The following is a 24,484-nucleotide window of genomic DNA, read 5'->3' as shown; positions in this document are numbered from 1 at the left end:
CTCCATGACTGGACATGAGAAAGGTGTACCGATCCTAGAAATGCGCCGCGACAAGCGCGTGGATCCCGAGCACCGAATGCGTCTCGACGCGGCGATTCATCGCCAGGGTCGCGGCTGGTTCACCGGCCGCGACGGCGGTCGGCCATGGCAACTGTCACGCACCAATCGCGTGGTCGCCTGCCTTGGGGCGCTGCTGATCCTGGTGCTGATTTCCCCGCTGTTGCTGGGTCTGGCGCTGGTCATCAAGTTCAGCAGCCCAGGTCCGGTGATGTTCGTGCAGAAACGCACCGGTTATCGCGGGCGCAAATTCGGCATGTACAAATTCCGCACCATGGTCGCCAACGCCGAAGACTTGAAAGAATCGCTGCGCCACCTCAACAAACACGGTGCCGACGCGATCGATTTCAAGATCGACCACGACCCGCGCATCACCCGCATCGGCGGTTTCCTGCGGCGCACCAGCCTTGATGAACTGCCCAACCTGATCAATGTAGTGACCGGCGACATGCGCCTGGTCGGCCCGCGTCCGACCTCGTTCAACGCCTACCGCTACAAGGACAATCACCTCGCGCGTCTGGCGATCTACCCCGGCATGACCGGCCTGTGGCAGATCTCCGGACGCAGCAATATCGACTTCGACCAGCGCGTTGAGTTGGACCTCAGCTACATCGCCGAGCAGAGCCTTCTGCTTGATCTGAAGATTCTGTTGAAAACCCCCTTCAAAGTATTCAGCGGCCACGGAGCAAGCTAATGGACGGTTCAACCAACAAAAGCCTGAGCATCGCCACCCCCAGCGAATCGAACCTGACCTCGACCGTGCTGGATCTCGATCTGCGGATCCTGTTCCTGACCGCCGCCAACCCCGGCTCAGGCACCACCACCAGTGCCCTGGCGCTGGCCGGCCAACTGGCGCAAATGAGCAGCGGCCAAGTGCTGCTGGTCGATGCCAGTCAGTCGGCGAGCAATCTCACCCAGCAGTTGAACCTGAGCAAGGAGCGCGGTCTGCGCGACTTGCTGTTCAACCCCGACAAACCGCCGCTGTTGCAGGACTGCGTGGTGCAGGTCTCAAGCCTGCCGTTCCACGTGCTGCCCAACGGCCGGCCGATCCGCACCCTGGAGCACCTGACCGCCGAGCGGCTGAGCCCGTTGCTTGATCAACTGGGCAGCCAGTACCGCTTTGTGGTGATCGACGGCGACGCGGTGTACTCCGACGCCGACACGCTGGTGATCAGCACGCAAGTCGATGGCGTGGTGCTTGTCGTACGCGCCGAAGACACCCGCTGGGAAGTCGCGCAAGCCGCGGTGCAACGCCTGACTCAGGCCGGGGCAAAAGTGGTCGGTAGCGTGTTCAACCGGCGCAAGTACTACATGCCCAAATGGCTTTACAAAAACCTGTAAGCGAACGCAAAGGATGACGCCATGAACGCCAAAATGCTTGTCCTGCTGTTGCTGCCGCTTGCAGGCTGCTCCAGCAATTCCGACACCCGCAACATGCCGGTGAATATCCTCACTGCCACACCGGCCAATGCGCAAGCCACCGACATGCCGAGGGTCGAGCAGACCCTGCGCCCGAAAGACGTGCTGGATGTGATTTTCCACATCAGTACCAGCGGCTCGGACGCTTACCGCGTGCAGTCGGGTGACCAGATCGGCCTGAACTTCACCGCCGCCAGTCAGCTCAACGGCACGCAACTGGTGCTGCCTGACGGCACCATCGAACTGCCGGGCGCCAACACCTCGGTGAAAATCGCCGGTTTGACCAGTGACGAGGCGCGGCAGGAAATCCAGCGCGCCTATCAACGCAAGCAGCTGTTCCAGCCCAACCGCAATCAGCTCTCGGTGCAGATTCTGAGCCCGCTGAGCAACGAGCAAAACCTCAAAAGCGCGCTGAACCACCCCGCCACCGGCATGAGCCGCGAAATCACCGTCGGCACCGATGGCTATGCGAGTTTTCCGGAAATCGGCGCTGTGCCGCTGCAAGGCATGACCGTCAATCAACTGGAAACCTTCCTCAACAGCAAGTACGCGCAATTGCCGGGGCGGATGACGGTGGATGTGCTGCTGAAATCCACCGCTGGCAACGAGATCTACGTGCTCGGCGAAGTCGCTCAACCGGGCTCGTACCCGATCCGCCGGCCGGTGTCGGTGCTTGAGGCGCTGACCCTGGCGCGCGGTACCAATGTCAAGGCGCGTCTCGATTCGGTAGTGATCATGCGGCGCAACGGCAATCAGGTGCAGGCCATGAATTACGACGTCGAAAAAGCACTGTCGGGCGATGCGCCACAGATCGCCTACCTGCAACCGGACGACATGCTCTACGTACCGAAAACCAAACTGGCCAGCGCCGGCGAACTCGCCCGCCAACTGGCCGATGTGGTGCTGTTCCAGGGCGTGGGGTTCAGCTTCGGCTACCGCGTCGACAACAAAGGCAGTGACAACTGACTCTCAGGTGAACGACATGAACCCAAAAGAAAATTACCTGCACGAGTTCTTCAGGATTTTCTTCGCCAACAAGCAACTGGTGAAGCGCATCTTCCTGATCTTTGCAGTGATCGCGCTGTTGCTGCCGCTGTTGCTCAAACAGAGCTTCGATATCACCGCGCAGGTGATCGTGCAGTCGAAAAAACTCTCCCAGGGCGATGCGACCACCTCGCTGACCCAGGACAACGCCACCTTCATTCCGCCATCGCTGGCGGACATGGAAACCGAAAGCAATATCCTCCGTTCGCCGGCGCTGATTCGTCAGACCATCAGCGAACTGCGCGATCAGGGTCAGTACAACCCGCCGCCGGGGATGCTCAGCAAACTGGCCGAACCGTTCAATCGTTATGTCAGCACGCCGCTGCGCGAATACGTGATCAATCCGCTGCGTGATGCACTGGGCATGGAAACCGATCCGGTGCGCGACACGGTGCTGGATGGCTTGACCCAGGAAGCCATCGACAATCTGAAGATCGAAACCCTGCCGGGTTCCAATGTCATCTCGATCGTCTACAGCTTCCCAGATCCCGCCCAAGGCACGACGTTCGTTGCCACGCTGTTGCGCAACTATCTGGTTGATCGTCAGGCCTTGCAATCGATCGAGCTGCCGCAATCGTTCTACGAGACCAAGAAGCATCAGTATCAGGTCCGCCTCGACGGTCTGGAAGGCGCACGGTTGAGCCTGCTGGAAAGCGTCGGTTCGTCCGATCCGAAAGAGGAAATCACCTTTCGCCTCAACGCGATCAACACCGAAGAGCAGGCACTCAACCTGTATCGCGATCGCTTGCTGCAAAGCCAGCGCTGGCTCGATTACCTGAAAACCAGCCTGGCCACCGCCAACACCAACAAACTCAATGACTACACCTTTCCGTTCACCTTCACGACGACGGTGGACAACATCGCGTTCGAAGATCGCGAGATCCGGCAGATGGGCGAGGCGCTGACCACTCAGGTCAGCCGCTATATGAACGACCTGGCGATATTTCAGCCCAGCAGCGAACCGATGTTGCTGGCCCGCGAGCAGATTGCCCGCACACGCCAGCAGTTACTCAAAGTGGTCAATAACCGCATCCAGGAACGCACGATCGACCTGTCGGTGGTCAGCCAGGTCATCGAGCAGAAAACCGCGCGCATTGCCGAGTTCAAGAATCGCATCCATCAATTGCAGCAGACCCAAAGCAAGCTGCGCCAGATGGACACCGAGATCGGCGCATTGCACGCAGCGTTCTCAACCTATGCGCAACGCTTTGCCGAAAGCAGCACGACGCGCGCGCTGGATAACGACTTGTCCAACGCCCGTGTCTTGAGCCCGCCGTATGAACCGACCGAGGCGGCGTTTCCGAAACCGATGCTGATCATCCCATTCGGCCTGCTCACCGGACTGCTGCTGGCCATTGCCTTCGTCTATGTACGTGAGTTCTTCGATCACCGCTTCAAGCATCCGGCGCAAATCAGCCATGAACTGGGCCTGCCGGTGCTGTTGGTGCTCAACGAAGAAACGTCGCAGCCGGGCAATCCGCACAAGAACTGGACCGTGCCGAGCCTGGTTCACTGGGTGCGCAATTGAACGCGGCGTCCACCCCGTGCGTCGCCCTGCCGATCATTCACTTGCTCAGCAGCGGCGGCTTCTACGGAGCCGAGCGGATGTTGCTGGATCATTGCCTGGCGACGCCGGGGCAGCATCAAGTGCTGTTCCTCGACGGGCCAGCAGAGCTGATCGAGCGCTTTCGCCAGGCCGGGGTGGACGCTCGCGCCTGTGCCGGGCTCGGCGGACTGCTGTGGCACTTGCATCAGCGCCGTGGTGACAAGCCGTTGCTCAACACGCACAACTTCAAAGGGCTACTGTTCGGCTGGGTCGGCGCAGCTCTGTTGCGCCTGCCGCTGGTGATCACTCAACACGGTTTCACCCCGCGCAGTCGCAAGCAGAAGCTCTACACCTGGCTAAGCCTGCAACTGTGCCGCACGGCCTCGGTGAAGCGAGTGGTCTGCGTCGCGCAAAGCATTGCTGCGCTGCACCGTCAGGCCGGCGTCCGTGCCGAGAAGTTGCAGGTGATTGCCAACGGTTTGCCAGCGGCGCCAGTGCTGCCGCCGGCGCTGGAACGACAACGCTGGCTGGTCGGTTACGTCGGCCGGTTGAGCAGCGAGAAAGGCCCGGATCTGTTTCTCGATGCGCTGATTGCGTTGTGTCACCAGCATCCGCAACTGGACGCCGTGATGCTCGGTGACGGTCCGGAACGTGAGGCCTTGCAGGCGCGTATCGACGCTGCCGGTTTACCACAGCGGGTTCGCTTGCCGGGCTATCAAACGGCGATGCAAGGCTGGTGGCAGCAACTCGATGCGCTGGTGATCAGCTCGCGCACCGAGGGTACGCCGATGATTCTGCTTGAAGCGATGCAGGCCGGTGTGCCGGTGGTGGCGTTCGCGGTCGGTGGCATTCCCGATGTCTTGCAGGACCGCCACAACGGCCTGCTCGCCGCACCGACCGATACCGCCGCCCTCGCCCGTCAGCTCGACACATTGCTGGCCGAACCGAAGCTGGCCGCCCAGCTGCGCGATAACGCCAGACGCACACAACAGGAACGCTACGACCTCAAGGCTTTGGCCGAACGTTGGTCGCAGCTGTACATCCACACGGCACGGGAGGCACGCGCATGATTTTCCCGCTCTCGATCGTCAGCCTGCTGGCACTGGTCTGCATGGCTTTGCTGGTCAGTCCTTATCCGTATCTGGCGCCGGGGGCAGTGCTGGGGCTGCTGGGTTTCACGGTGCTCTACCGCAAACCGGCCTGGGGCCTGCTGGGTATTGCCGCGCTGGTGCCGTTTGAAGGGTTCTTCAAGGACAGCGCGTTTTCCGGGAGCAAATTCCTCGGTGCTTCGCTGGCGCTGATCCTGGCGTTGCAACTGGCATTGCATCAGATTCCATCGCAGCGTCTGCGCAGCAATCTGTGGCGCTACCTGATCGGTTTCATGGCGCTGTACCTGCTGAGCCTGCTCGCCACCGACAACATGGGCATGTCACAGAGTCATCTGCGTGAGCTGAGCGTGGGCCTGATTCTGTTCGTGATCACCTTGTTGATCGGCCGCGAGCTGAACCTCGATCTGTTCGCCAGGCTGGTCACGCTCAGCGTCAGCACGACCTGCGCGATGGCGATGTTTTCCAGCCGATTCCAGGACAAGGGCCGCGCCGCCGGCCTGCTCGAAGACCCGAATGCCTTTGCTCTGCTGATCGCCTTCGCCGTGCCGCTGGGCCTGCTGCTGGTGATTCGCAGCCCGAATCTGCTGCAGCGTTTGTTCTGGGCGGGCTGCTGCCTTTTGCTGCTCGGCGGCATGACCAAAACGGAGTCGCGCTCAGGGCTGGTGGTACTGGCCTTGAGTCTGGCGATCGGGGTCTGGCATTACCGCCAGCACCTCAACCGTATCCGTCCCCGGCATTTCGGATTCGCCATGCTCGGCGCCGCCATCGTGCTGCCATTGGCGATTTATGCGATGCCTGCCGGATATCTCGCGCGCATCCAGTCGCTGAGTATCTTGAGCGCCGGGGCCAAGGCTCAGGATGAATCCCTCGGCCGTCGCGCCTCGTACATTGTCGTCGGCAGCCAGATCATCCGCGAGCATCCGCTGCTCGGCTCGGGCCCCGGGACCTTCCCGTTGCACTATGCGACCACTGGTTATGCCAAGGCATTCTCGGCCAACCGCAAGATCGGCGACCTGTATCGCCGGGCGCATAACACTTATCTGGAGATTTTCAGCGAATTGGGGATTCCAGCCGGCCTGCTGTTTGTCGGCATGCTCGTACAGGGTTTCTACAACCTGATCCGCGCACGACGCGAATGGCTGCAACGGCGTGAATGGCAGCACGCCGACCTGATCACCCATCTGGGAATGAGTTTTCTGTCGTTGACGTTGTTTCTGATGTTTCTCAGCGCGCCGAACCTGAAATACCTGTGGATCATGCTTGCACTGACCTGGGTGCTGCGCCTGAAAGCCGAGCAAGCACCGCTGACGGAGGCCAAGGCATGAGCCGGATCAGCATCGTCATTCCGATGTACAACGAGGCACGGCACATCGGCCGCACCCTCCTGGCCGCTCGCAAAGCCGCGAACGCCGCCGACATCGACTGTGAACTGATCGTCGTCGACAACGGTTCCACTGATGACGGGCCACAGATCGCCCGCGCATTCGGCGCACAGGTGCTGGTGTTGCCCGGTCTGCTGATCGGCGCCTTGCGCAATCGTGGCGCAACGGTTGCCAGCGGTGAATGGCTGGCGTTCATTGATGCCGATATCGAAATGCCCGAAGACTGGCTGAGCGAACTGTTCGCTCTCGAAGCGCAGAATCAGGGCGACATTTTTGGCCTGGATCTGCACACCCCCGCCGCCGCGCCGTGGTACGCGACCGCCTGGCAACGGCGCATGTTGCGTCCATCAGCGCACGCCAGTCGCACCGTGGACTGGCTGCCCAGCGCCAACCTGTTGATGCGCAAACGCTGGTTTGACCTCGTCGGCGGATTCAACGAAACCCTGCGCACCGGCGAAGACAAGGAATACACCTTGCGTCTGAGCACACAGGGCGCACGGCTGCTGTCGACCAGTAACAGCATCGCCCTGCATTGGGGCTACGAAATGAACTGGCGCGAGTGGATGGGCAAGGAGCTGTGGCGCCAGGGCAGCCACCTGCAGTTGCTGCGCACCCATGGCATGAGCCTGCGCCTGCTGCGTTTTCCGCTGCTGTCGTTGCTGGTCTGGATGACGGATTTTCTACTGATCGTTGCCTTGCTCGTCGGCCTCGCGCAGCTCGCGGTGATCCTGCTGGTGCTGACCCTGCTGCCGAGTCTGATGCTCAGCGTGCGGCAGAGTATCAAGCACCACAATGCTCGCCTCACCTTGCAACTGTGGGGTCTGCACTGGTTACGCTTGCACCTGCCCAGCGCGGCACTTGTTCTCAGTCTGTGTCATTGGAACGCCAGGAGGCCCGCCCGTGGCTGAATTCATTTTTTGCCTGTGCCTTGTGCTGCCGGCGTACGCCTACATCGGCTATCCGCTGCTGCTGACCTTGCTGGCGCCGCTGTTCCCGGCCTGGCGGCACGCGCCGGCACCGCCGCTGAACGTCAGCATCGTCATCGCCGCGCACAACGAGGCGCGACACATCGAGCACAAGTTGCGCACCCTGCTGGCCCAGGATTATCAACCGGCGACGCTGCAGATCATTCTCGCCAGCGACGGCTCGAGCGATGACACCGTGGCCTGCGCGCACAAAGTGATCGATCCGCGCATCACCGTCCTCGACCTGCCGCGCCAGGGCAAAGCCGCCACACTGAATGCCGGCGTTGCCGTGAGCAGCGGCGATATTCTGGTGTTCACCGACGCCGACAACCAATGGTCGCGCGACACCCTCGGCCATTTGCTCGCGCCGTTGAGCGATCCGCAGGTCGGTGCCTGCGCCGGGCATATGGTGATCCCGGTCACCGGTGGTGGCCTGAGTATTGGCGACAGCCTCTATCGGCATTACGAAGGCTGGTTGCGCCGGGTCGAGAATCGCACCGGCTGCATGGTCTCCGCCGACGGCGCCCTGCTCGCCTTGCGCCGCGAGCTGTTCCAGAACGTACCGGCCGAGGTCAACGACGACTTCTTCATCAGTACCTGCGCGCCGGTCGCGCACAAACGCATCGTTTACGTACCCCAGGCGCAAGTGATCGACCAGGGCGTCGACGAAGCGGGCAAGCAATGGCGCCGCCGCCAGCGGGTCACCGTCGGTGGCCTGCAGAGCCTCGCGCAACGCAGCGCCCTGCTGAATCCGTTCAAGTACGGCCTTTATTCCATCGCCTTGATCAGCCACAAACTGATCCGCCGCCTCGCGCCGATACTCTTGCTGCCGCTGCTGCTGAGCAATTTCTGGCTGTGGAACGAGCACGGTTTCTATCGCCTGAGCCTGGTTGCGCAATTGCTCGGTTACGCGGTGGCCATCGCCGGCCTGCTGGATTCGCAACACCGTTTACCGAAACCGTTCCGCCTCGCGGCGTTCCTGCTGGTGACGCTGGCCGGCATGAGCGTCGGTCTGTGGCAGTTCCTGCGCGGGCAACGCTACGCACAGTGGAATCCTGACCAGAATCGTTGAGAGGACTCATGCCATGGCGATCAAACAACTGCTAAAACGCACCAGCGGCTGGCTCTATCTCAACTCGTCAGTGGGGCGCAATCAGTTGCACGGTGCGGGGGTCATTCTGATGCTGCACCGGGTACTGGCCAACGACCGTGCCGCCAACCTCCCGCACCGCAATGAACTGTGCGTCGGGCCCAAGGCCTTCGAGCATTTACTGCTGTGGCTGCGTCGGCATTTCGATTGCGTGCCGCTGATGGAAATCCTCCAGCCCAATTCGCTGCGCAGCGAGCGCCCACGGGTGGCGCTGACCTTTGATGACGGCTGGCGCGACAACGCCGTCAACGCCTTCCCGCTGCTGCAGAAACATCAGGTACCGGCGAGCATTTTCCTCTCCACCGATTTCATCGGCAGCCGTCAGCGTTTCTGGTGGGAAAGCCTTGGCGAAACCCTGTGGGGCAGCCACGGTGAAAAAGCGCGGATGCACTTGATCGAGTGCCTGCAGTTCATGCATCACCCATTGCCGGTACTGCTCGATGACATCGATGTCGACCGCCGCAGCCTGGCGCTGCTGCATTTCCTCCAAGGGTTGAAGACGCTTGACCCGCAGGAACTGGAAAAACTCACCGATGAGTGCCCAGCCGAATCACAGCCGCAAGCGCTGGACTGGCATCAAGTGCGCGCGCTGGAGGCTTCCGGTCTGGTGCGCTTTGGCCCGCACGGTGCCAGCCACGCCATCCTCACCGGCCTTGATGATCAGCGCCTGAACGAAGAAATCAGCCGCAGCCGTGATGCCTTGTACAACGGCTGCAACCGCCCACTGCCGGTGTATTGCTACCCCAACGGCGACAACGATGAACGCGTGCGCGAGCAGATCGCCAATCACGATTATCCGTTCGCCCTCGGCACCGGCACCGGCATTTATCGCGGCGAAGGCGACCCGCTGAACCTGCCGCGCTTCGGCGTCAGTCAGCGCATCGCGTGCAATCCGGCGCTGTTGTCGTGGCGCATTTATCGCGGGGCACGGCCATGAGTCGCGGCAGCTACCTCAAGCATCTGGCCCTGAGCATGGGCACCAAACTGGCAATGATCGCCTTGCGCCTGCTGCGCAATGTGTTGCTGGCACGGATTCTCGGCCCGAGTGAACGCGGTTTGTTCGCCCTGCTCAGCACCTTGCCGGATCTGATCAGCGCGGCGACCAGCGGCGGCTTGAATTCGGCAGTCGGTTATCAAGCGGCCAATCAGCGGCCAATGGGCGTGTTGCTCGCTCAGGTGTTGGTGTTCGGTTGTCTTCTGGCCGGGCTGCTGACCTTGCTGGTGGTCGCGCTGGCCCGTGAGTTCGGCAGCGAACTCGATGTGACGATGCAGCTCGGTCTGCTGGCGTGGCTGTTGCTGCTGGCGGTGCCGCTGACCGTGCTCAAAAGCGGTCTGCTGACCTTGCACAACGCATCGGGCGGCGTGGTCGCCTTCAATGTTCTGCGTCTGATCGAATCCCTGGCGCCGCTGCTGTTGTTTGTTGCGCTGTTCTGGATGTGGAAGGAGGCAGCACTCGAAGCCGCGCTGATCAGTTGGCTGGCCGGCATCAGCCTGGTGGTGCTGGTCGGCTGGATGTGGCTCAAACGCGCACAACCGCTGCAACTGCAATGGGACCGTGCGAGCCAGAACGAGCTGCTGCGCTTCAGTGCGCGCAGCCATCCGGATCTGCTGTTTCAACAGATCATTCTGCGCTCCGACTACTTGTTCATCGGCGCCCTCCTCGGCAGTACCGCGCTCGGCCACTACGCCATGGCCAGCGCCGCCGCCGAACTGTTGCTGATCGTTCCGGAGGCAGTCACCACACCGCTGATGAAGCGACTGCTGCAACAGGACAAAGGCATGGACAAGGTCACGCCGTTGGCGCTGCGCCTGACCGCCACGGTGATGCTCGGCGCCTGCATCACCATGGCAGTGATCGGCGAATGGCTGATCGTCACCCTGTTCGGTGCGGCGTATCAACCGGCGTATCCGGCGCTGCTCGCCTTGCTGCCCGGCCTGCTGGGCCTGTGCTATGCGAGCATTCTGCGCCTGGATCTGATTGGCAAGGATCGCCCCGGCACGGTGTCGTTGCTGATGGGCGTCGGCGCTCTGTTCAACCTGGCGCTGAATCTGCTGTTGATTCCTGCCTACGGCATTGTCGGTGCAGCGGCGGCTTCATCAATCGCCTATCTGGCGGTGACGGTGGCCATGCTGGTGCTTTATTGCCGCTTGAGCAACGTGCCGTTCTGGCAAACCTTGATCATCCTGCCCAGCGACATCACCCCGATGTGGTTGATGCTGCAACGTCGGAAGACAGCATGAAACGCCTGGCCCTGCTGTTCGGACTCGGCCTGACGCTGGACGCCTACGCGGCGTCGATGCGCTGGGGCGATATCCGCGACGGCAGTTTGTATCTGCAGGCCGATCGCGCGGACACCGTGACCGTCAGCTGGGTGCCCGCGTGGCAGGCAGAGGCTAACGAAGAGCATCTTTACCTGCTCGACGGTCAGGGCAAGTTGCAGGGCGAACGGTTGATCAAGGCCAATGAAACCCGTGGCAGCCAGAGCTGGCCGCTGGCACCTGGCGCTGCGAGTTATCAACTGGAGATTCCCGGCTACAGTTTCCGCGGTTACCGGATCGAACATGACGAAAAAACCGTGGCGCTGTTTGCCCCGGCCAAGGTGCATTTCAGCGCGGAAGTACGTAACGCCACTGAGCTGTATTTCAGCGTCGCACCCGGCGAACACGCGGTGCTGGCCGGCAAGTTCCATGGCGGCGTCAGCGGTTTGCAGGCACAGCGGGTTGGCGATGGACAGCAACTGTCATTGGCACTGAAACCCTATCGTGCCTATTGGCAGTTCGATCAAGTCGCGCTGCCCGTCAGCGAACAACCGCAAGTCTGGCGCCTGCTTCTGCAAGGTAGGGGCAAAGCAGCATTCTGGCTCGATGGCACGGCGAATCTGTTTGCGCAGAATCCGCAGCAGCTCAAACCCTTGCAGTCAGAACCGGGACAGACGCGTCTGACCCTGCACGACAAAGTCCTCGGACGCACGCCGGATCTGGGAATCGCACTGCCTTACCTCGTACCGCCGCCGGCCAGTCACGCCGTACTCGATGCCTTGAAACCCACCGCTGCGAGCTACTACAGCTTCGTTGACGTCACCGCGAAGAATCCACATTTCGAAGACGCGTTCCGTCAGCTTTATCAAAATCGCTTCGGCATTCGCCAGGACATCACCCTGCTCGCCGGCACCGGGCGTCAGGCCGATCTGCGCGCCGATGGTCAAAGCAACAGCGGCCTCGACGCCTGGCTCGCCGGCACTCGCGCCCTGGGTGGCAAAGGCACGCATTACATCGGTTTCGCCGACGAGCCTAATCTCAACTATTCAAGCTACGAACAATACCGGGCGATCTTCAGCAGCATGGTGCGGCAGGTGCGCAGCGACCCAGCCAACGCCAAGGCCGGCGTGCGCATCGCAATGCCGGCCAGCTCGCGGCTGGTCAACGGGCCGTTCACCGAAAACGCAGCAGACAAGCGCGGCATCGATTGGGCGCGGCGTCTACTCAGTGAATCCGCCGATCAAGTCGATGCATTGGCCTGGCATGAATGGATGATTCGCGACTTGCTGGCGACCCGGGTCTACCGCGACAGCGTACGCCGCGCAGCAGACCTGGTGGGGCTGGACGCTAAAGGTCAGCCACGCAAAGCGTTGCTGCTGGATCAGACCAATCTGTCCAGTGGCTCAGCCCTGAGCCCCTACGATCAGGAAACCCATTACACCGCGCTGTGGTGGGCCTCGGTGGTCATCAACGCTTCTCAGGATGGACTGCTGAGCATGCTCAACTGGTTTCAGGCCGCCGACGAACCGCCCTACGGCAAAGGCATGGTGCGCATACATGACGATGGTCGCTTCGAGCTGAAACCGGTGGGCCTTGCCCAGCAATTCATCGCCCGGCATTGGCTGCCGCAAGTGCTGCAACTGGATAACGACGCTTTTGAGGTGGATGTCCTGGCGATGGCCGGCGACGAGCAGCGCGCACTGCTCGGGGTGAACAAAGGCACGCGCCTGCAACGGGTTGATCTGAGCGGCGCCCGGTGCCCGCTGAACCAAAGCGCCCTGCGTTTCTTCGGCGCTGACAATCGCAGCCACGACATACCGTTTGCCTGCGAAAACGGGCGCGTACGTTTCGAATTACCGGGGCAAACCCTGTTCGCCCTGAACTGGAGCGCTTCATGAACCGCCCTTCGATGTTCTGTCCCGCGAGCGTCTTGCTGTGCGTGGGACCTTCAACAGGAGAAGAGACCATGGATGTTTTGCAAAGACTCAGCGGACATATCCGTCGTAAAGGCCTGCGAGCGACCTTGGCGAAGATCCGCAGAATGTACATTTTTGACCATCAGGAACTGCTGTGGATGGAGCGCGATCTGGTCAGTCCCGTGCCGCCGCACAACCTCAAACCTTACCCGCCATTGCGCATGCTGAAGATCACCGCAAACAACGCCAGCGCCTTTGCCCGCTACTTCGGCAACCGCGTCGGCGTCATGGCCGAGCTGGCCAGTGACGGTCACACCGGGCATATGCATGTCGACGACAAAGGCGATGCCGTGGCGTTTATCTGGGGCACGCCGCGCGACTATTTCGATCGGCATTACTACCGTTGCCGGTTCCCGGTTAAACCCGGCGAATTTTTCGAGTTCGGCGGCGAACTGACTCGTGCCTACTGGGGCACCGAATTGTCGGTAGATCTGCAACTGCGCCTGTGGGAAGCCATGGCCTTGAAAGGCTGCCGCAAAGTGGTCGATGTCTGTGACTCGAGCAACGTCCCGGCGCTCAAGCTGCACCTGCGCATGGGCTATACCGAACAACAGCGGATCATGAATATCTACACGCTGTTCGGCCGCTGGCGCTTCTACCGCGAAACCCGCTACAGCGGCTCGCGTCTGGCGGCGCTGGGTAAAACTTCCCGACCACCTGTCAAAGCAACGGCGGCCTGAACCCATGGTGATGCGATTCGAATGGCGCACCTCCCTGTGCGCTGCCGACTTCCCGGCAACAGCCTACGAAGCACTGCGCTTGCGCGTAGCTGACCACACGCCGTTCAACAACCTTGGCTGGTTGTGCGCGGCAGAGCAGGCCCTGGGCGAGGATCAGCGCCTGCACATTCTGCTCGGCTGGGAAGCCGAGCATTTGCTGCTTTGCCTGCCACTGGTGGCCAGCCGCGAACGCTTCGCTGGCGTACCGTTTCGCGTTTTGCATCACTTGGGTTATCCAATGGCCGATCGCCTGGCCTTGCTGTCGTTGCTCGGCAGCGAAGACATGCACAAGGCACTGGTGCTGATCCGTGAGCATCTGCCCCATGCGCTGCTGCAACTCAATGAACTGTCGGAACCTGCCGGTGAAGAAAGTGCGCTCACCGAATGGATGGCGCGCAGTTCCACGGCTGAACGACGCCTGAGTTGCCGAGTACCGGTGCATCTGATCAGCGACGCCGATCATCAGGAAATCTCCGGCGACCCGCGCTACAAGCTGCGTCGGGCGCGCAAACGGATTGCCGCATGCGGTGCGCAAGTGCGGCGAATCACCCCCGATGCGCTGTCGATGCCCACGATTTTAGAAGCGCTGCAGGAAGTCGAGTCGGTCAGTTGGAAAGGTGACGAGGGCGTCGGGATTTTCGCCACCGAACGCAGTCGTCAGTGGATGCAAAGCGCTTTCACCGCCCTCGCCGCTCAAGGCCTGGTGCGGGTCGTGACGCTGGTGCTGAACGGCCGCTGCATCAGCTATCGCCTCGGCCTGCTCGAACAGGGCCGGCTCTACGATTACAACTTGGCATTTTTGCCGCAATACGCCGACCTCGGTAGCGGCCGGGTATTGCTGGAGGAATGGATTCGCTGGGGGCTGAATGAACACTGGCGCTGGATCGATGCATCGCGGGTCAGCCTGGAAAATTCCAGCCATCAACTGCACGAACGCATGACCGGGCAACTGGAACACTGGCGCTGGAGTTTCTACTCATGGCGCCCGAGCGGTCTGCTACTGGGCCTGGGGCTACGCCTTTGGCACCACGTCAAACCGGCCCTGCAAAAATGGCGCGCACCGCGTGCCGGCAACTCGACAGCGGCGAACACATCCGAAATTCAACCGGCAACACCATCCAACACACCTGGGCTATCGCCTCGGAGGGCATCATGAGCGTCATCGAAAATCTGCTTCTGCGCATCAAACAAAAAGGCCTGCGCCGCACCCTTGGCGCGCTGTGGAAACGTTACGTGTTCGCTCACCGTGAACTGCTGTGGATGGAGCGCGACCTGGTCACGCCGATTGCCGCGAACAAACTGCGCCCCTGTGAAGGTTTGCGCAGAGTCGACATCACCGAGGACAACGCCAAGGCATTCGGCAAGTACTTTGGTGACCGCGTGGAGACCATGGCCGAACTGGCCGCTGAAGGGCATACGGGGCACATGTACCTGGACCAGGACGATCACACCGTCGGGTTCGTCTGGGCCAGCACTCGCGACTATTACGACCGCCACTTCTACCGCTGCACGTTCCCGGTCAAGCCCGGTGAATACTTTCAGTTCGGTGCCGAAATTACCCGGCACTATTTCGGCAGTAGCTTGACCGTCGATGCACAGACCGCACTCTGGCAAGTCATGTCTGCCCGAGGCTTTAAAAAAGTCGTGGATATCTGCGACAACGCCAATGTACAGGCGCTGAAGATGCATATTCGCCTGGGCTATCAGGAACAAGGGCATATCACCCATGTTTACGACCTGTTCGGGCACTGGCGTTTCTTCCGCGAATCGAACTACAGCAACTCGAGACTGGAGGCGCTGCGCAAGCCGGAAAGACCGGCAGTGACGGTGGCGGCGCAGGCTTGATTCAGTCTGGATATTTGTGGCGGCTTTGATGCCGCCATCGCGAGCAGGCTCACTCCTACAAGGGTATGCATTTCAAATGTAGGAGTGAGCCTGCTCGCGATGAGGCCGGTTGCCGCACCGATCAATCAGACCTTGGTGGCGATCAGGGTAAAGCACATCGGCATCTGCGCCTCTCGATTCAGATACCGGTCATACACCTCTTCCCGATTCGAATGCGCATACTCCCTGAAGTGCGCAATGTTCAGCCCTACCCCGATGGCACCACTGAAAATCGCCCCCAGCGTATGCACAAACCAATACGACTTCGCCGACTGCTGTTCAACCTTGCCGACATACACAATCGGCTCTTCCTGCACAAACGGCTCGGCGCGAAAATACGAACTGGCGAGGCGGTAAGGATCCTCAGCGTCGGGATCGACCATCTCCAGGAACGGATGGGTTTCGTAGATCACCAGTTTGCCACCCGGTTTCAGGGTCGACGCGACGTGGCGGAAGAATTCGCCGATGTCGGGCATCCAGTTGAGAACACCGATGGTGATCAGCGCCACATCGAAGCGATTGTGCAAAGACGCCGGCAGATGATGGATATCGGTTTCGATGAATTCAGCGTTGTGCGGTGAACGCTTGTTCAGCTCGCGGGCCTGTTCGAGAAACGCCGCCGACTGATCGACACCGACCACGCTTCTGGCACCCAGCGCAAACAGCGACAGACTCTCGCGGCCATTGTTGCAACCCAGTTGAATCACATCTTTGCCGCCGACCTCCAGCAACCCGCTCAGGGTCTCATCGAGGCAGGAGAAATTCACCTGTCCAACCTCACTGAGCAAAGCCTGCCAGTCAGGCGAATCCTGATGATGGCGGGCGGAATCGTTCCACGCCTGTCGATTGCTCTCGATGGCGGTTTTATTGTTGGGCACTTCCATGGCGCACTCCGGACGATGCTCGTGATTGAGCGGATCCGAGTCTAGATCAGCCCGGCAATTGCGGTTGTTGCAAACTTGTAAGCCAATTCGTGTAGGAGCTGCCGCAGGCTGCGATCTTTTGATCTTGTTTTTAAAGGTCAAGATCAAAAGATCGCAGCCTGCGGCAGCTCCTACATATCTGAGTGTTTATGCCTACAAGTGTCGGCGAATTATCAAAACAGATAACGGACACGGCTGACTATTCAACTCGGCTCACATGGATATCCTCACGAAGCGCAGACATCCGACGCGCACAAAAAATGGCTAAGGAGGTTTAACCATGAGCCAGACGTTAACGAATTTCGACGTGGCAGCATTGCTGGACAGTGACGAAGCCATCAGCGAATACCTGTCCCAGGTTCTTGCAGACGGGGATAACGAAGAGTTTCTTCGCGCAATCGGCTATGTGCTCAAGGCCTGCGCACAGCCGGGGCATGCGATCAATCTCCCGGTTGTTTGAATGTCGGGCAGCTATAGTTAATAGCCTTGGGGAAAACCGCACTCGCAGGTGCCGCCATGCTAATGCTCGAACGGCTGTTGTTGACCGGCTGTCTGCTCGCTGCCACTCAGGCGCAAGCGCTGGACAGCAATTTCAATTATTACGGGCCCAACCAGCCCTTCGCCCACCCTGCTCCGTATTCACTGAGTTCCACGCCGCCCAAGCCTTACGACGATACGGCGCCGCGGGATTTTGTGGTGCTTCCGGGTGACCATGAATTCTCCGATTCGCAGTTGCCGACCGTGGCGGATGCGACGGTGCGGGTGTTTATCCGCACGTACGATGCCGAGCGCGGGATTTATGTGAATGACGAGGTGCTGGATCCGGGTTGTGTGCTGGAGTGTTTGAGTCGGCAGCAGCATTGATTCTGACGACCAAGTATTAACCAGACACCACAAAACCCTGTGGGAGCGAGCCTGCTCGCGAATGCGGTGGACCAGTCAACATTGATGTCGGCTGACATGGCCTCTTCGCGAGCAGGCTCGCTCCCACAGGGGAAATGCGGTGTGCCTGGGCTACCACTGCCGTTTATCCGGGCGGGCGAGGCCGAGTTTTTCGATGCGGTAGCGCAGCATGTCGCGGCTCAGGCCCAGCAGGCGTGCAGATTTGGTGACGTTCCAGTCGGTCTTGTCGAGCATCTTGCGCACCATGTCGCGTTCGACTTCCGGCAGGTTCATCGACTCCATATTGCTCGCCGGACGCGGTTCGTAGGGCGACACAGGTTCGTGGTGTTGATGCTGATGCTGATGCTGCGGCGGCAACTCGTCACAAAGGCTCATGCACACGTTCAATTGATGCGCAGCAATTGTGTCGCTCGGCGCCAGCAACACCGTTTGCTCAAGCATGTTGCGCAATTCGCGCACATTGCCCGGCCAGGTGTAACTGAGCAGCAACTCCTCGGCCTGCTGGCTGAAATGCAGATTCGGTTTGCCATAGCGTTTGCCGTGACTGGCGAGGAAGTGCCGCGCCAGCAACAGAATGTCATCGCCCCGTGCATACAGACGCGGCACCTTGATCGAAATGATCCGCAGACGGAAGAACAGATCACGGCGGAATTTGCCCTGTTGAACCATCTGCTCAAGGTTGCAGTTGGTCGCGCTGATCACCCGCAGATTGACCTTACGCTCCTTCACCGAACCGACCCGGCGAATGGTGCGATCCTCCAGCAACTTCAAAATCTTCGCCTGCAACAGCAGATCCATCTCACCGATTTCATCGAGAAACAGCGTGCCGCCGTCCGCCGCTTCCACCAGCCCGACCCGGCGGTCCTTGGCATCGGTAAACGCGCCCTTCTCATGGCCGAACAGTTCCGACTCCACCAGATTCGACGGGATCGACGCACAGTTGAATTCAATAAACGGGCCTTTGCTGCGCGGGCCGTCGAAGTGCAACGCCCGGGCCACCAACTCTTTGCCGGTGCCGGTCTCGCCTTCGACCAGAACCGGGGGCAGATCGGTGTTGGCCATGCGTCGCTCGGCGTCGAGCAACTGGCCGATAGTGTTCTTCAAATACTGCATCGGCGCCGAGTCGCCAATCAGCGCCTGCGCCCCGGATTTCTGCGCCTCGCGCTCCTGATAGAACGACAGAGTGCGCTCCATTCGTTCAGTGGCCAGGGCCTTGTCGAGCAGCAGTTTCAGTTCCGTCAGCGCGACCGGTTTGGTGACGTAATGAAAGGCACCCTCCTTCATCGCCACCACGGCGTCTTCGACGTTGCCGTAGCCGGTCATCATGATCACTTTGAGATCCGGCGCGCTGATGCGCAGCTTCTGGATCAGCTCGTGCCCGCTCATGCCCGGCAGCGAGTTGTCGGTCAGCACGATGTCGGGCATGAAGGTTTCCAGTTGCCCCAGCGCGTCTTCGGCCGAATGGCAGACCGTCACCTCGAAGTCTTTGCGCTCCAGGTAGGTCTGAATATTTTCGGCCAACAGTTCGTCATCCTCGACCAGCAGAATGCTGTGTTCCATATTCCCCTCCCGATGCCACTTTGAAGTTGAGACTGACGCGGGTTCCCTCCTGCTCTTTGCTGGTCAAAACGACCGAGCCCTGAAAACGCTCCATGATTCTTTTGACCAACGCCAGGCCAACCCCGAGGCCGCCCTGTTTGGTGGTGAAAAACGGTTTGAACACCAACAGTTGCTGCTGCGCGCTCATGCCCTTGCCGGTGTCGCTCAGGGTCATGCGCACGCGGTCCGGCTGCGGCGATTCGAATTCGACGCTGAGCACACCGCCCTTGGGCATGGCTTCCAGGGCATTGGCAAACAGGCTATTGAGTATTTGCGTGAGCAACACCTTTTGACTGACGACCGGCGCACAGTTTTGCGGACTGAATCGCACTTCGACGCCACTGCGTTTAATCAATGCATCAAATGCGCCAAAGGTATCTTCAACCGCCAACACCAGATCCACCGCCTCGCCGTCGTCATTCATCGGCCGCAGTGACACGAGCAATTCGCGCACCCAGCGCGACATGCGATCGACCTGGCTGATGATGTCGCCGATGTTGCGCTGCGCGCCGGGGCTGGCCACCTCCTGGGCCAGTTCGGCGCTGGAACGAATGGTCGCCAGTGGATTGCGCAGGCTGTGCGCCACCGCCGAGGACATCTCGCCGAGGGCGACAAAGGTTTCGTTGCTGATCAGTTGTTGCTGCTGGCTCTGCAGCAATTTCGCCGCGCGGCGGACGATCCAGAACAACGCGAGAAAAATCGCCGCACCGCCGAAGCAAGTCGCCGCCCAGATCGAGGCGAACCCACGGTCGATGCGATCGACCAGATCCGCCGGCTCCTTGTAGACCTCAACCATCGCGACGACTTTGCTTTTGTCGGCGTTGAACATCGGGATGTAGTTCTCGATGAACAGGTATTTCGGTTCGCGCAACATTTGCTGTTCGGGTTTCTCATCGTCGATCTTGTGGTAGCTGGAGGACACCGGCACTTTCATCTCGAATGACTCGTCGAGCTCATCGTCATCCTTGATGTGCACGCCGATAAGCTCAGCGTTGGTTGACCAGATCACCGTGCGATCCAGCGCATAAACGGTCGCGAGCAAAATGTCCGGCAAGTGTTCGACGTGATCGAGAAACTCGGTGCGTGCCGAAGCCTGTAACGCCGGGTCAACATCGGGATAGTGGTTGTCCTGGCGCGGGTCGAGCATTTCGCCCATCGTCCGGTTCGGATTGATTTTCGCGTGACGCATTTCCGCCGCGCCGATGGCCTGGACGAATTGCGCAGTCAGCAGCGCGTCGCGCTCGACGCTTTCGGTGACCACGAAGCGCGTGGAGATATAACCCAACCCCAGCGCCACGGCGGCGATGATGAAAAAACTCGCGAGCGAGAACCAGCGCAGCAGATTGAACTGCTCGCGCCAGCCCTTGCCTGCGACCGATGGGTTCGGTGCAGAGGTTTTTTGTGCTTCCAGTCGCTGCATGGGAGTGCCCTGGAGTTTTTCTATCGAGTCGCGTACAGAGATCAGTGTAGGTGGCTCTGACCGCGACACACGGTTCAATGATGCTATTTCGCCGCTACTGCATACGACTCACCGCTGCGGCTGGATCGCTCGGTTTTACTGGCGTCAACGCCCCGTCGGCCACGGCAGCGGTGGACGGATGCTGGCGCTCGGTTTCTTCACTGAGAAAGTCGATGATCGACTGCGCGGACGGCTCGTCGAGGCGCAGGTTGGGCATCGGAATTCGCTCGAATTGTTCATACAGTTGCAACGCGATCGGGTCTTTTTCCGCGAGCAGGCGATCCGGCTCGCGAATCCAGCGATTGAGCCATTTCGGGTCGCGTTTGCGGGTCACGCCGATCAGGTCCGGGCCAATGCTGCGCATGCCGAGGCCCTGCCCATCCATGGGGCCAAGGCTGTGGCACGAGGCGCAGCGGGTGCGGAATAGTTCTTCGCCGTTGCTGGGCGGGCGAATGTCCGGGGCATTGGCGTAGCTTTCCTCGATGCTCGGCTGCTTCCAGTTCTGCAGGGTGTTGGCCAGTTGATCGGCGAGGATCCACGGATTTTCGAACGGCGACGCCTTCATCCAGCGCCCGGTGCTCTGGTTACCGACGATCAGGCTGAGGTTGTGATCCTTGCTGCGACCGTTGTCGACACCTTCGATGAACAGCCCGAGTTTCTTGCGCAAGTCGGTGACGTCTTCGAACTCGCCGGTGAGAAACTTCCAGCCGGGGCCGACCTTGAAGCGCTGCGAATAGGCCTTGAGCACTTCGGGGGTGTCACTGAGCGGATCGATGCTGATCGAGTAGAAAAAGATGTCCTGGCCGACCCGATCGCCGAGCAGTTTCTGCACCTGGCGCAAGCGTGCAGTTTCCAGTGGGCAAGAGTCGCTGCACGAGGTGAAGATGAAGTTGATCACCACCACTTTGTCTTTGATCAGGTCATCGAAGAAATTCACCTGCCGACCGTCCTGATCGGTCAGCAAGGTATTGGGGAAATAGTCGCCACCCCACGGGGTGGCGGATTCACTGGCCGCTGACGGTTCGCCGACGCTGGCCTGGTGTGCCAGCAGCACACGGCTGCCGAGCACACAGGCCACCAGCATCAGCACCAGGTGCATGCCCAGCGCCCGGGAGCGCGGGGTATGCTGCGGTAGGCGGTCAGCGTGCCGGCGGTTCATGGTTTGACCACCACTTGTGGGCCAACACCGTCACCGTTGCGGAAGGTAGGCAGCGCGGCAGAGTTGACGTAGCGCACACCGTCCCAGCTTGGCAGTGGGGTTGGCATCAGTTGCAGTTGCCCGGGCTTCTCAAGGTCCCAACGCAGCAGCATCGAGTTGTCTTCATGCTGAGTGTTGTGACAGTGCTCCATATACGTCCCGGCAAACTCGCGGAAGTTGATCGCCATTTCGACGCTGTCCAGACCGTCCTTTTCCGAGCCGATGCGATAGACGTCCTTGCGCGCCCATTTTTCCCACTCTGGCGGGGCCTTGCCGCCGCGACTGAGGATGATCCCCTCTTCGAAGTGCACATGCACCGGATGGCTCCAGCCCGTGCCGCCGGCCTTGATGTTCCACACTTCGAGGGTGCCGAACCCGGTGATACCGGCATCGGTCGGGCCGCTGGACAGCTGAGTCGAAGCATTCAAGCGACGCGGGTCCATGTGAAAGCCGAAGCCGCCATCGGTCTTGACCGTCCATGGCGCTTCATCGGTGCCGTCGGAGCGGCCGAAGGTGAAGGTGCGGTGGCGAGCCTTGGCTAGCACGGCTTTGTCGGCGGCGTTTTCGCGGTGGAGCTTCAGCGGGATCATCACCAGCCCTTCAGCCTTGCCGGGTTTGGCCGGTTCGTAGGCTGCCGGGTTCATCGCCAGATCCTGGCCGGTGTAAGCCTTGACGTTGAGCTGCAAGACCTTGCCCACCGCCGGATCGCCTCTGTCCCACTGCGGGCCCTTGCTGGTCTGTTTGATCACCGCCAGGTATCTCTCCGACAGGATGTCGCCCAACGGGATGACGTCTTTGGGTCCCTTGCCGTCGTCGTGAGCCTGCAGGTTGACGAAGAACAGCTTATCGCCTGGCTTGATGCCGTTTTTCGAAAAGTTGACGATGATGTCGAAGCGCTCGGCGATGCCCTGAGTCGGCAGGATCGCGTTGTGGTTCTGTTTATCGCCATCGGCATCGAGATCCATGCTGCCGTCAAACGGTACGCTGTGCTCCATGATGTTGCCGTCGTTGGCGATCATGTGGAACGGCACACGGCTGTACGACACACCGGAGTTTTTCGGCCCCTGAAACTCGCCACCGCTGCCTTTGATTTCCCGCACCAGCGCCAGTTTGAAGTAGCGCGACACCGAGCCGTTGAGAATGCGGAAGCGATAGCTGCGTGCGCGCACGTCGAGGGTCGGTTTCCACTGCCAGTTGACCAGTAACTGGTCACCGAGGAAGCCGTCGGTGTTGAACGGGTTGAACCACAACTGCCCTTCCTGATCCCAGGCCTTGTCGGCAAACACCAGGTTGACGTCGTAGTCACGGTTGCCCCATGGCAAGGCGCTGCCGCTGGGCAGACGCAGGTTGACGCCGTCGTCCACCGACTCGTTGCCGCGATCCAGCGCGCTGTAGTAGTTCATCATCGCCGCGTTGCCCTTGTAGACGTTCTGCGCGGTGAAATCGAGCATGTGATCGTGGAACCAGTGGGTGCTCATAGTCTCGCGCCAGTCGCCACGGATTTTGATCGTGCCGTGGTCGCAGGTTTTCTTCGCGGGGGCCAGGTCGTTGACCCACAAGGTTTCACCCGGTGCGCAAGGGAACGCCGCACGTGGGTCTTCAGCCTTGGTGTTGATGCTGTCGTAACCGGCAAGCTGGATCGGCCAGCGATAGTCATAGAACTGCCCCGGGAAGAAGAACGCGTTGGCATAGCCGTCGCTTTCCGCCGGCGCGTGACCGTTGTGCTCGTGGGTGCTGATCGTATGCAAACCGAATCCACGGTTGGCCGACGGGTCGATCGGCAAGCCGTTGTAGTGACGCATCATCACCGGTTGGCCGTAGCGCACCATCAACAGTTTTGGCGGCAACGTGCCGTCGAAGGTCCACACCGAGTTGTGGTTTTGCGCCGGCATGGCCGGGTGGAAACGCGGGTCGACACCTTTGGCGGTGCCATCGGTCAGCGGTACGCCGGCGACGTTGTGATACAGGCCGCCGGGGCCGAATTCACCGACGGCGTAATGGTGCATTTGCACGCTGTCACGCAGGCCACCATTGAGGCGTGCACCGGTCTGTACGGTTTTGTAAGCGACTTGCGGGTAGAACTCGTTCCAGCGCTGGTGCGCCCAGCCTTTTCCGGGTGGCCGACCTTCGGCGGACGAGCCGATGTGCCGGTTGAGGTACACCTCGATCTGCGCCTGCCACGGGTTGCGGTCGACGACGTTGGCGAACTGGCTGGGGAATGGCGTCAGCCCCGGTTGCCGCAGGAACGCATCAAGGGCGGTGCCGGGTGGTGCGCTGCGAGCGACGTTGTTCGGATCTTGGGCCGGTGCCGGGCCGATCGCGGCGGGCGGAAACGGCAGCGGCGCGGCCGGCGTGGTCGGGTCGAGTTTTTCCGGGCCGAATTCTTCGAACAGGGTCAACTGCTGGGTGAACGGCTGCGCGCCATAGAGCGGGCTCGGCTTGCCGTTGGTGGGGTAGTTGAAACTGGTTTGCACCGTCGGCGGCAGAATGTTTTCCGTGCGGGTCGAGTCGCGGCTGCCTTTGACGCCGTCGGGCAAGTCGAAGGAATCTTCGTTGGCCTCGGGCAGGGTCAAGATATTATTCAGCGCCCCGGCACGATCAGCCGGTTCGTCGTAGTACGCCGACGGGTCGGAGGTTTCTGGCTGTCGTTCGTCATCGATGGGGCTGGCGCGAACGCTGGCCATGGTGCCGAGGGTCAACATCAGAAAGACGCTCAACGGCGTCAGCAGGAAGGTGTTGCTTGGGTCACGCGTTGTTCTGTCCATCACCAGCCGCCTCATCAAGGAAGGGGTGATGGTGTTTTGCAACTAGTGCGCCAAGAAATTATTTCCAGTTGTAACAGGGGCTTGGGGATGCCGTGGGTTTCCCCACTTCCCGGTGACCGGGGCTTGA

Annotated in this window: 20 protein-coding genes and 1 pseudogene; 16 read left to right on the top strand and 5 right to left on the bottom strand. The window is 60.6% G+C overall.

All coding sequences use genetic code 11. The features are described 5' to 3' along the window. The first annotated feature begins 4 nt into the window (after positions 1-4). The 14 genes from AB4N44_RS28025 to AB4N44_RS27960 all read left to right on the top strand — a co-directional run bounded on the left by AB4N44_RS28025 (position 5) and on the right by AB4N44_RS27960 (position 15,471). On the top strand, positions 5-751 hold the full coding sequence (locus AB4N44_RS28025; RefSeq protein ID WP_038369594.1) for a sugar transferase: 747 nt from the start codon (positions 5-7) through the stop codon (positions 749-751). Further along, positions 751-1,398, top strand: coding sequence for a CpsD/CapB family tyrosine-protein kinase (locus AB4N44_RS28020; RefSeq protein WP_435036056.1), 648 nt, complete (start codon positions 751-753; stop codon positions 1,396-1,398). The genes AB4N44_RS28025 and AB4N44_RS28020 overlap by 1 nt, the downstream gene beginning before the upstream one ends. A 21-nt stretch (positions 1,399-1,419) precedes the next feature. Continuing rightward, on the top strand, positions 1,420-2,442 hold the full coding sequence (locus AB4N44_RS28015; RefSeq protein ID WP_038369600.1) for a polysaccharide biosynthesis/export family protein: 1,023 nt from the start codon (positions 1,420-1,422) through the stop codon (positions 2,440-2,442). A gap of 16 nt (positions 2,443-2,458) precedes the next feature. Further along, positions 2,459-4,048: a GumC family protein gene (locus tag AB4N44_RS28010; protein ID WP_460111137.1), complete on the top strand. Its 1,590-nt coding sequence runs from the start codon at positions 2,459-2,461 to the stop codon at positions 4,046-4,048. Next, positions 4,045-5,136 carry a glycosyltransferase family 4 protein gene (locus AB4N44_RS28005; RefSeq protein WP_460111139.1) on the top strand — a complete coding sequence of 364 codons (1,092 nt, stop codon included), beginning with the start codon at positions 4,045-4,047 and terminating at the stop codon, positions 5,134-5,136. Before AB4N44_RS28010 ends, AB4N44_RS28005 begins: the two co-directional genes overlap by 4 nt. Continuing rightward, positions 5,133-6,500, top strand: coding sequence for an O-antigen ligase family protein (locus tag AB4N44_RS28000; RefSeq protein WP_127926681.1), 1,368 nt, complete (start codon positions 5,133-5,135; stop codon positions 6,498-6,500). Before AB4N44_RS28005 ends, AB4N44_RS28000 begins: the two co-directional genes overlap by 4 nt. Continuing rightward, positions 6,497-7,465 (top strand): glycosyltransferase, encoded by a 969-nt coding sequence (locus AB4N44_RS27995; RefSeq protein ID WP_460111142.1) that lies wholly within the window; start codon positions 6,497-6,499, stop codon positions 7,463-7,465. The genes AB4N44_RS28000 and AB4N44_RS27995 overlap by 4 nt, the downstream gene beginning before the upstream one ends. Further along, positions 7,458-8,594, top strand: a complete 1,137-nt coding sequence (locus tag AB4N44_RS27990) for a glycosyltransferase (RefSeq protein WP_095047547.1) — start codon at positions 7,458-7,460, stop codon at positions 8,592-8,594. Before AB4N44_RS27995 ends, AB4N44_RS27990 begins: the two co-directional genes overlap by 8 nt. Before the next feature lie 13 nt (positions 8,595-8,607). Then, positions 8,608-9,609, top strand: a complete 1,002-nt coding sequence (locus AB4N44_RS27985; protein WP_038369605.1) for a polysaccharide deacetylase family protein — start codon at positions 8,608-8,610, stop codon at positions 9,607-9,609. Beyond that, complete coding sequence (locus AB4N44_RS27980) at positions 9,606-10,913, top strand: oligosaccharide flippase family protein (protein ID WP_460111144.1); 1,308 nt, start codon at positions 9,606-9,608, stop codon at positions 10,911-10,913. The genes AB4N44_RS27985 and AB4N44_RS27980 overlap by 4 nt, the downstream gene beginning before the upstream one ends. After that, the gene (locus AB4N44_RS27975) at positions 10,910-12,829 is read left to right on the top strand and encodes a hypothetical protein (protein ID WP_460111146.1); all 1,920 of its coding nucleotides are present in this window, start codon (positions 10,910-10,912) and stop codon (positions 12,827-12,829) included. Before AB4N44_RS27980 ends, AB4N44_RS27975 begins: the two co-directional genes overlap by 4 nt. A gap of 68 nt (positions 12,830-12,897) precedes the next feature. After that, positions 12,898-13,587, top strand: coding sequence for a GNAT family N-acetyltransferase (locus AB4N44_RS27970; RefSeq protein ID WP_160039263.1), 690 nt, complete (start codon positions 12,898-12,900; stop codon positions 13,585-13,587). 4 nt (positions 13,588-13,591) lie between these two features. After that, the gene (locus AB4N44_RS27965; protein WP_460111148.1) at positions 13,592-14,782 is read left to right on the top strand and encodes a GNAT family N-acetyltransferase; all 1,191 of its coding nucleotides are present in this window, start codon (positions 13,592-13,594) and stop codon (positions 14,780-14,782) included. Further along, positions 14,779-15,471: a GNAT family N-acetyltransferase gene (locus tag AB4N44_RS27960; protein WP_460111150.1), complete on the top strand. Its 693-nt coding sequence runs from the start codon at positions 14,779-14,781 to the stop codon at positions 15,469-15,471. The genes AB4N44_RS27965 and AB4N44_RS27960 overlap by 4 nt, the downstream gene beginning before the upstream one ends. Positions 15,472-15,596: 125 nt before the next feature. Here the strand turns inward: AB4N44_RS27960 and AB4N44_RS27955 are convergent, their stop codons facing one another. Next, positions 15,597-16,394: a class I SAM-dependent methyltransferase gene (locus tag AB4N44_RS27955; RefSeq protein WP_460111152.1), complete on the bottom strand. Its 798-nt coding sequence runs from the start codon at positions 16,392-16,394 to the stop codon at positions 15,597-15,599. 319 nt (positions 16,395-16,713) lie between these two features. On the opposite strand from AB4N44_RS27955, the pseudogene AB4N44_RS27950 reads away from it, so the two are divergent. Together AB4N44_RS27950 and AB4N44_RS27945 are read left to right on the top strand one after the other, a co-directional pair. Beyond that, positions 16,714-16,851: pseudogene (locus AB4N44_RS27950) on the top strand (helix-turn-helix domain-containing transcriptional regulator); the annotation flags it as partial. Between the two features lie 98 nt (positions 16,852-16,949). Then, positions 16,950-17,297 carry a hypothetical protein gene (locus AB4N44_RS27945; RefSeq protein ID WP_460111155.1) on the top strand — a complete coding sequence of 116 codons (348 nt, stop codon included), beginning with the start codon at positions 16,950-16,952 and terminating at the stop codon, positions 17,295-17,297. A 150-nt stretch (positions 17,298-17,447) separates the two neighbouring features. On the opposite strand, the gene AB4N44_RS27940 is transcribed toward AB4N44_RS27945, so the two are convergent. The 4 genes from AB4N44_RS27940 to AB4N44_RS27925 all read right to left on the bottom strand — a co-directional run bounded on the left by AB4N44_RS27940 (position 17,448) and on the right by AB4N44_RS27925 (position 24,357). Further along, entirely contained in the window at positions 17,448-18,896 is a 1,449-nt protein-coding gene (locus AB4N44_RS27940; RefSeq protein ID WP_460111157.1) for a sigma-54-dependent transcriptional regulator, read from the bottom strand. Further along, entirely contained in the window at positions 18,865-20,355 is a 1,491-nt protein-coding gene (locus AB4N44_RS27935; protein WP_150752156.1) for a sensor histidine kinase, read from the bottom strand. Before AB4N44_RS27935 ends, AB4N44_RS27940 begins: the two co-directional genes overlap by 32 nt. A 94-nt stretch (positions 20,356-20,449) precedes the next feature. Continuing rightward, positions 20,450-21,553 carry an SCO family protein gene (locus AB4N44_RS27930; protein WP_460111160.1) on the bottom strand — a complete coding sequence of 368 codons (1,104 nt, stop codon included), beginning with the start codon at positions 21,551-21,553 and terminating at the stop codon, positions 20,450-20,452. Further along, a complete protein-coding gene (locus tag AB4N44_RS27925; protein WP_460111162.1) occupies positions 21,550-24,357 on the bottom strand; it encodes a multicopper oxidase domain-containing protein in 2,808 nt (935 codons plus the stop codon). Before AB4N44_RS27925 ends, AB4N44_RS27930 begins: the two co-directional genes overlap by 4 nt. Positions 24,358-24,484: the final 127 nt, after the last annotated feature.

It is taken from the genome of Pseudomonas sp. S3_C06 (genome assembly GCF_054667675.1).
The sequence above is the reverse complement of the archived record's forward strand: the minus strand, read 5'-3'. Positions and strand labels throughout refer to the sequence as shown.

Excerpts from the sequence above, each read along its gene's own strand:
- AB4N44_RS27980 (WP_460111144.1), top strand. The coding sequence starts at position 9,606 with ATGAGTCGCGGCAGCTACCTCAAGCATCTGGCCCTGAGCATGGGCACC.
- AB4N44_RS28025 (WP_038369594.1), top strand. The coding sequence starts at position 5 with ATGACTGGACATGAGAAAGGTGTACCGATCCTAGAAATGCGCCGCGAC.
- AB4N44_RS28020 (WP_435036056.1), top strand. The coding sequence starts at position 751 with ATGGACGGTTCAACCAACAAAAGCCTGAGCATCGCCACCCCCAGCGAA.
- AB4N44_RS27930 (WP_460111160.1), bottom strand. The coding sequence starts at position 21,553 with ATGAACCGCCGGCACGCTGACCGCCTACCGCAGCATACCCCGCGCTCC.
- AB4N44_RS27955 (WP_460111152.1), bottom strand. The coding sequence starts at position 16,394 with ATGGAAGTGCCCAACAATAAAACCGCCATCGAGAGCAATCGACAGGCG.
- AB4N44_RS27935 (WP_150752156.1), bottom strand. The coding sequence starts at position 20,355 with ATGCAGCGACTGGAAGCACAAAAAACCTCTGCACCGAACCCATCGGTC.
- AB4N44_RS28000 (WP_127926681.1), top strand. The coding sequence starts at position 5,133 with ATGATTTTCCCGCTCTCGATCGTCAGCCTGCTGGCACTGGTCTGCATG.
- AB4N44_RS28010 (WP_460111137.1), top strand. The coding sequence starts at position 2,459 with ATGAACCCAAAAGAAAATTACCTGCACGAGTTCTTCAGGATTTTCTTC.
- AB4N44_RS27940 (WP_460111157.1), bottom strand. The coding sequence starts at position 18,896 with ATGGAACACAGCATTCTGCTGGTCGAGGATGACGAACTGTTGGCCGAA.
- AB4N44_RS27965 (WP_460111148.1), top strand. The coding sequence starts at position 13,592 with ATGGTGATGCGATTCGAATGGCGCACCTCCCTGTGCGCTGCCGACTTC.
- AB4N44_RS27945 (WP_460111155.1), top strand. The coding sequence starts at position 16,950 with ATGCTAATGCTCGAACGGCTGTTGTTGACCGGCTGTCTGCTCGCTGCC.
- AB4N44_RS27975 (WP_460111146.1), top strand. The coding sequence starts at position 10,910 with ATGAAACGCCTGGCCCTGCTGTTCGGACTCGGCCTGACGCTGGACGCC.
- AB4N44_RS27985 (WP_038369605.1), top strand. The coding sequence starts at position 8,608 with ATGGCGATCAAACAACTGCTAAAACGCACCAGCGGCTGGCTCTATCTC.
- AB4N44_RS27995 (WP_460111142.1), top strand. The coding sequence starts at position 6,497 with ATGAGCCGGATCAGCATCGTCATTCCGATGTACAACGAGGCACGGCAC.
- AB4N44_RS27960 (WP_460111150.1), top strand. The coding sequence starts at position 14,779 with ATGAGCGTCATCGAAAATCTGCTTCTGCGCATCAAACAAAAAGGCCTG.
- AB4N44_RS27925 (WP_460111162.1), bottom strand. The coding sequence starts at position 24,357 with ATGGACAGAACAACGCGTGACCCAAGCAACACCTTCCTGCTGACGCCG.
- AB4N44_RS27970 (WP_160039263.1), top strand. The coding sequence starts at position 12,898 with ATGGATGTTTTGCAAAGACTCAGCGGACATATCCGTCGTAAAGGCCTG.
- AB4N44_RS28015 (WP_038369600.1), top strand. The coding sequence starts at position 1,420 with ATGAACGCCAAAATGCTTGTCCTGCTGTTGCTGCCGCTTGCAGGCTGC.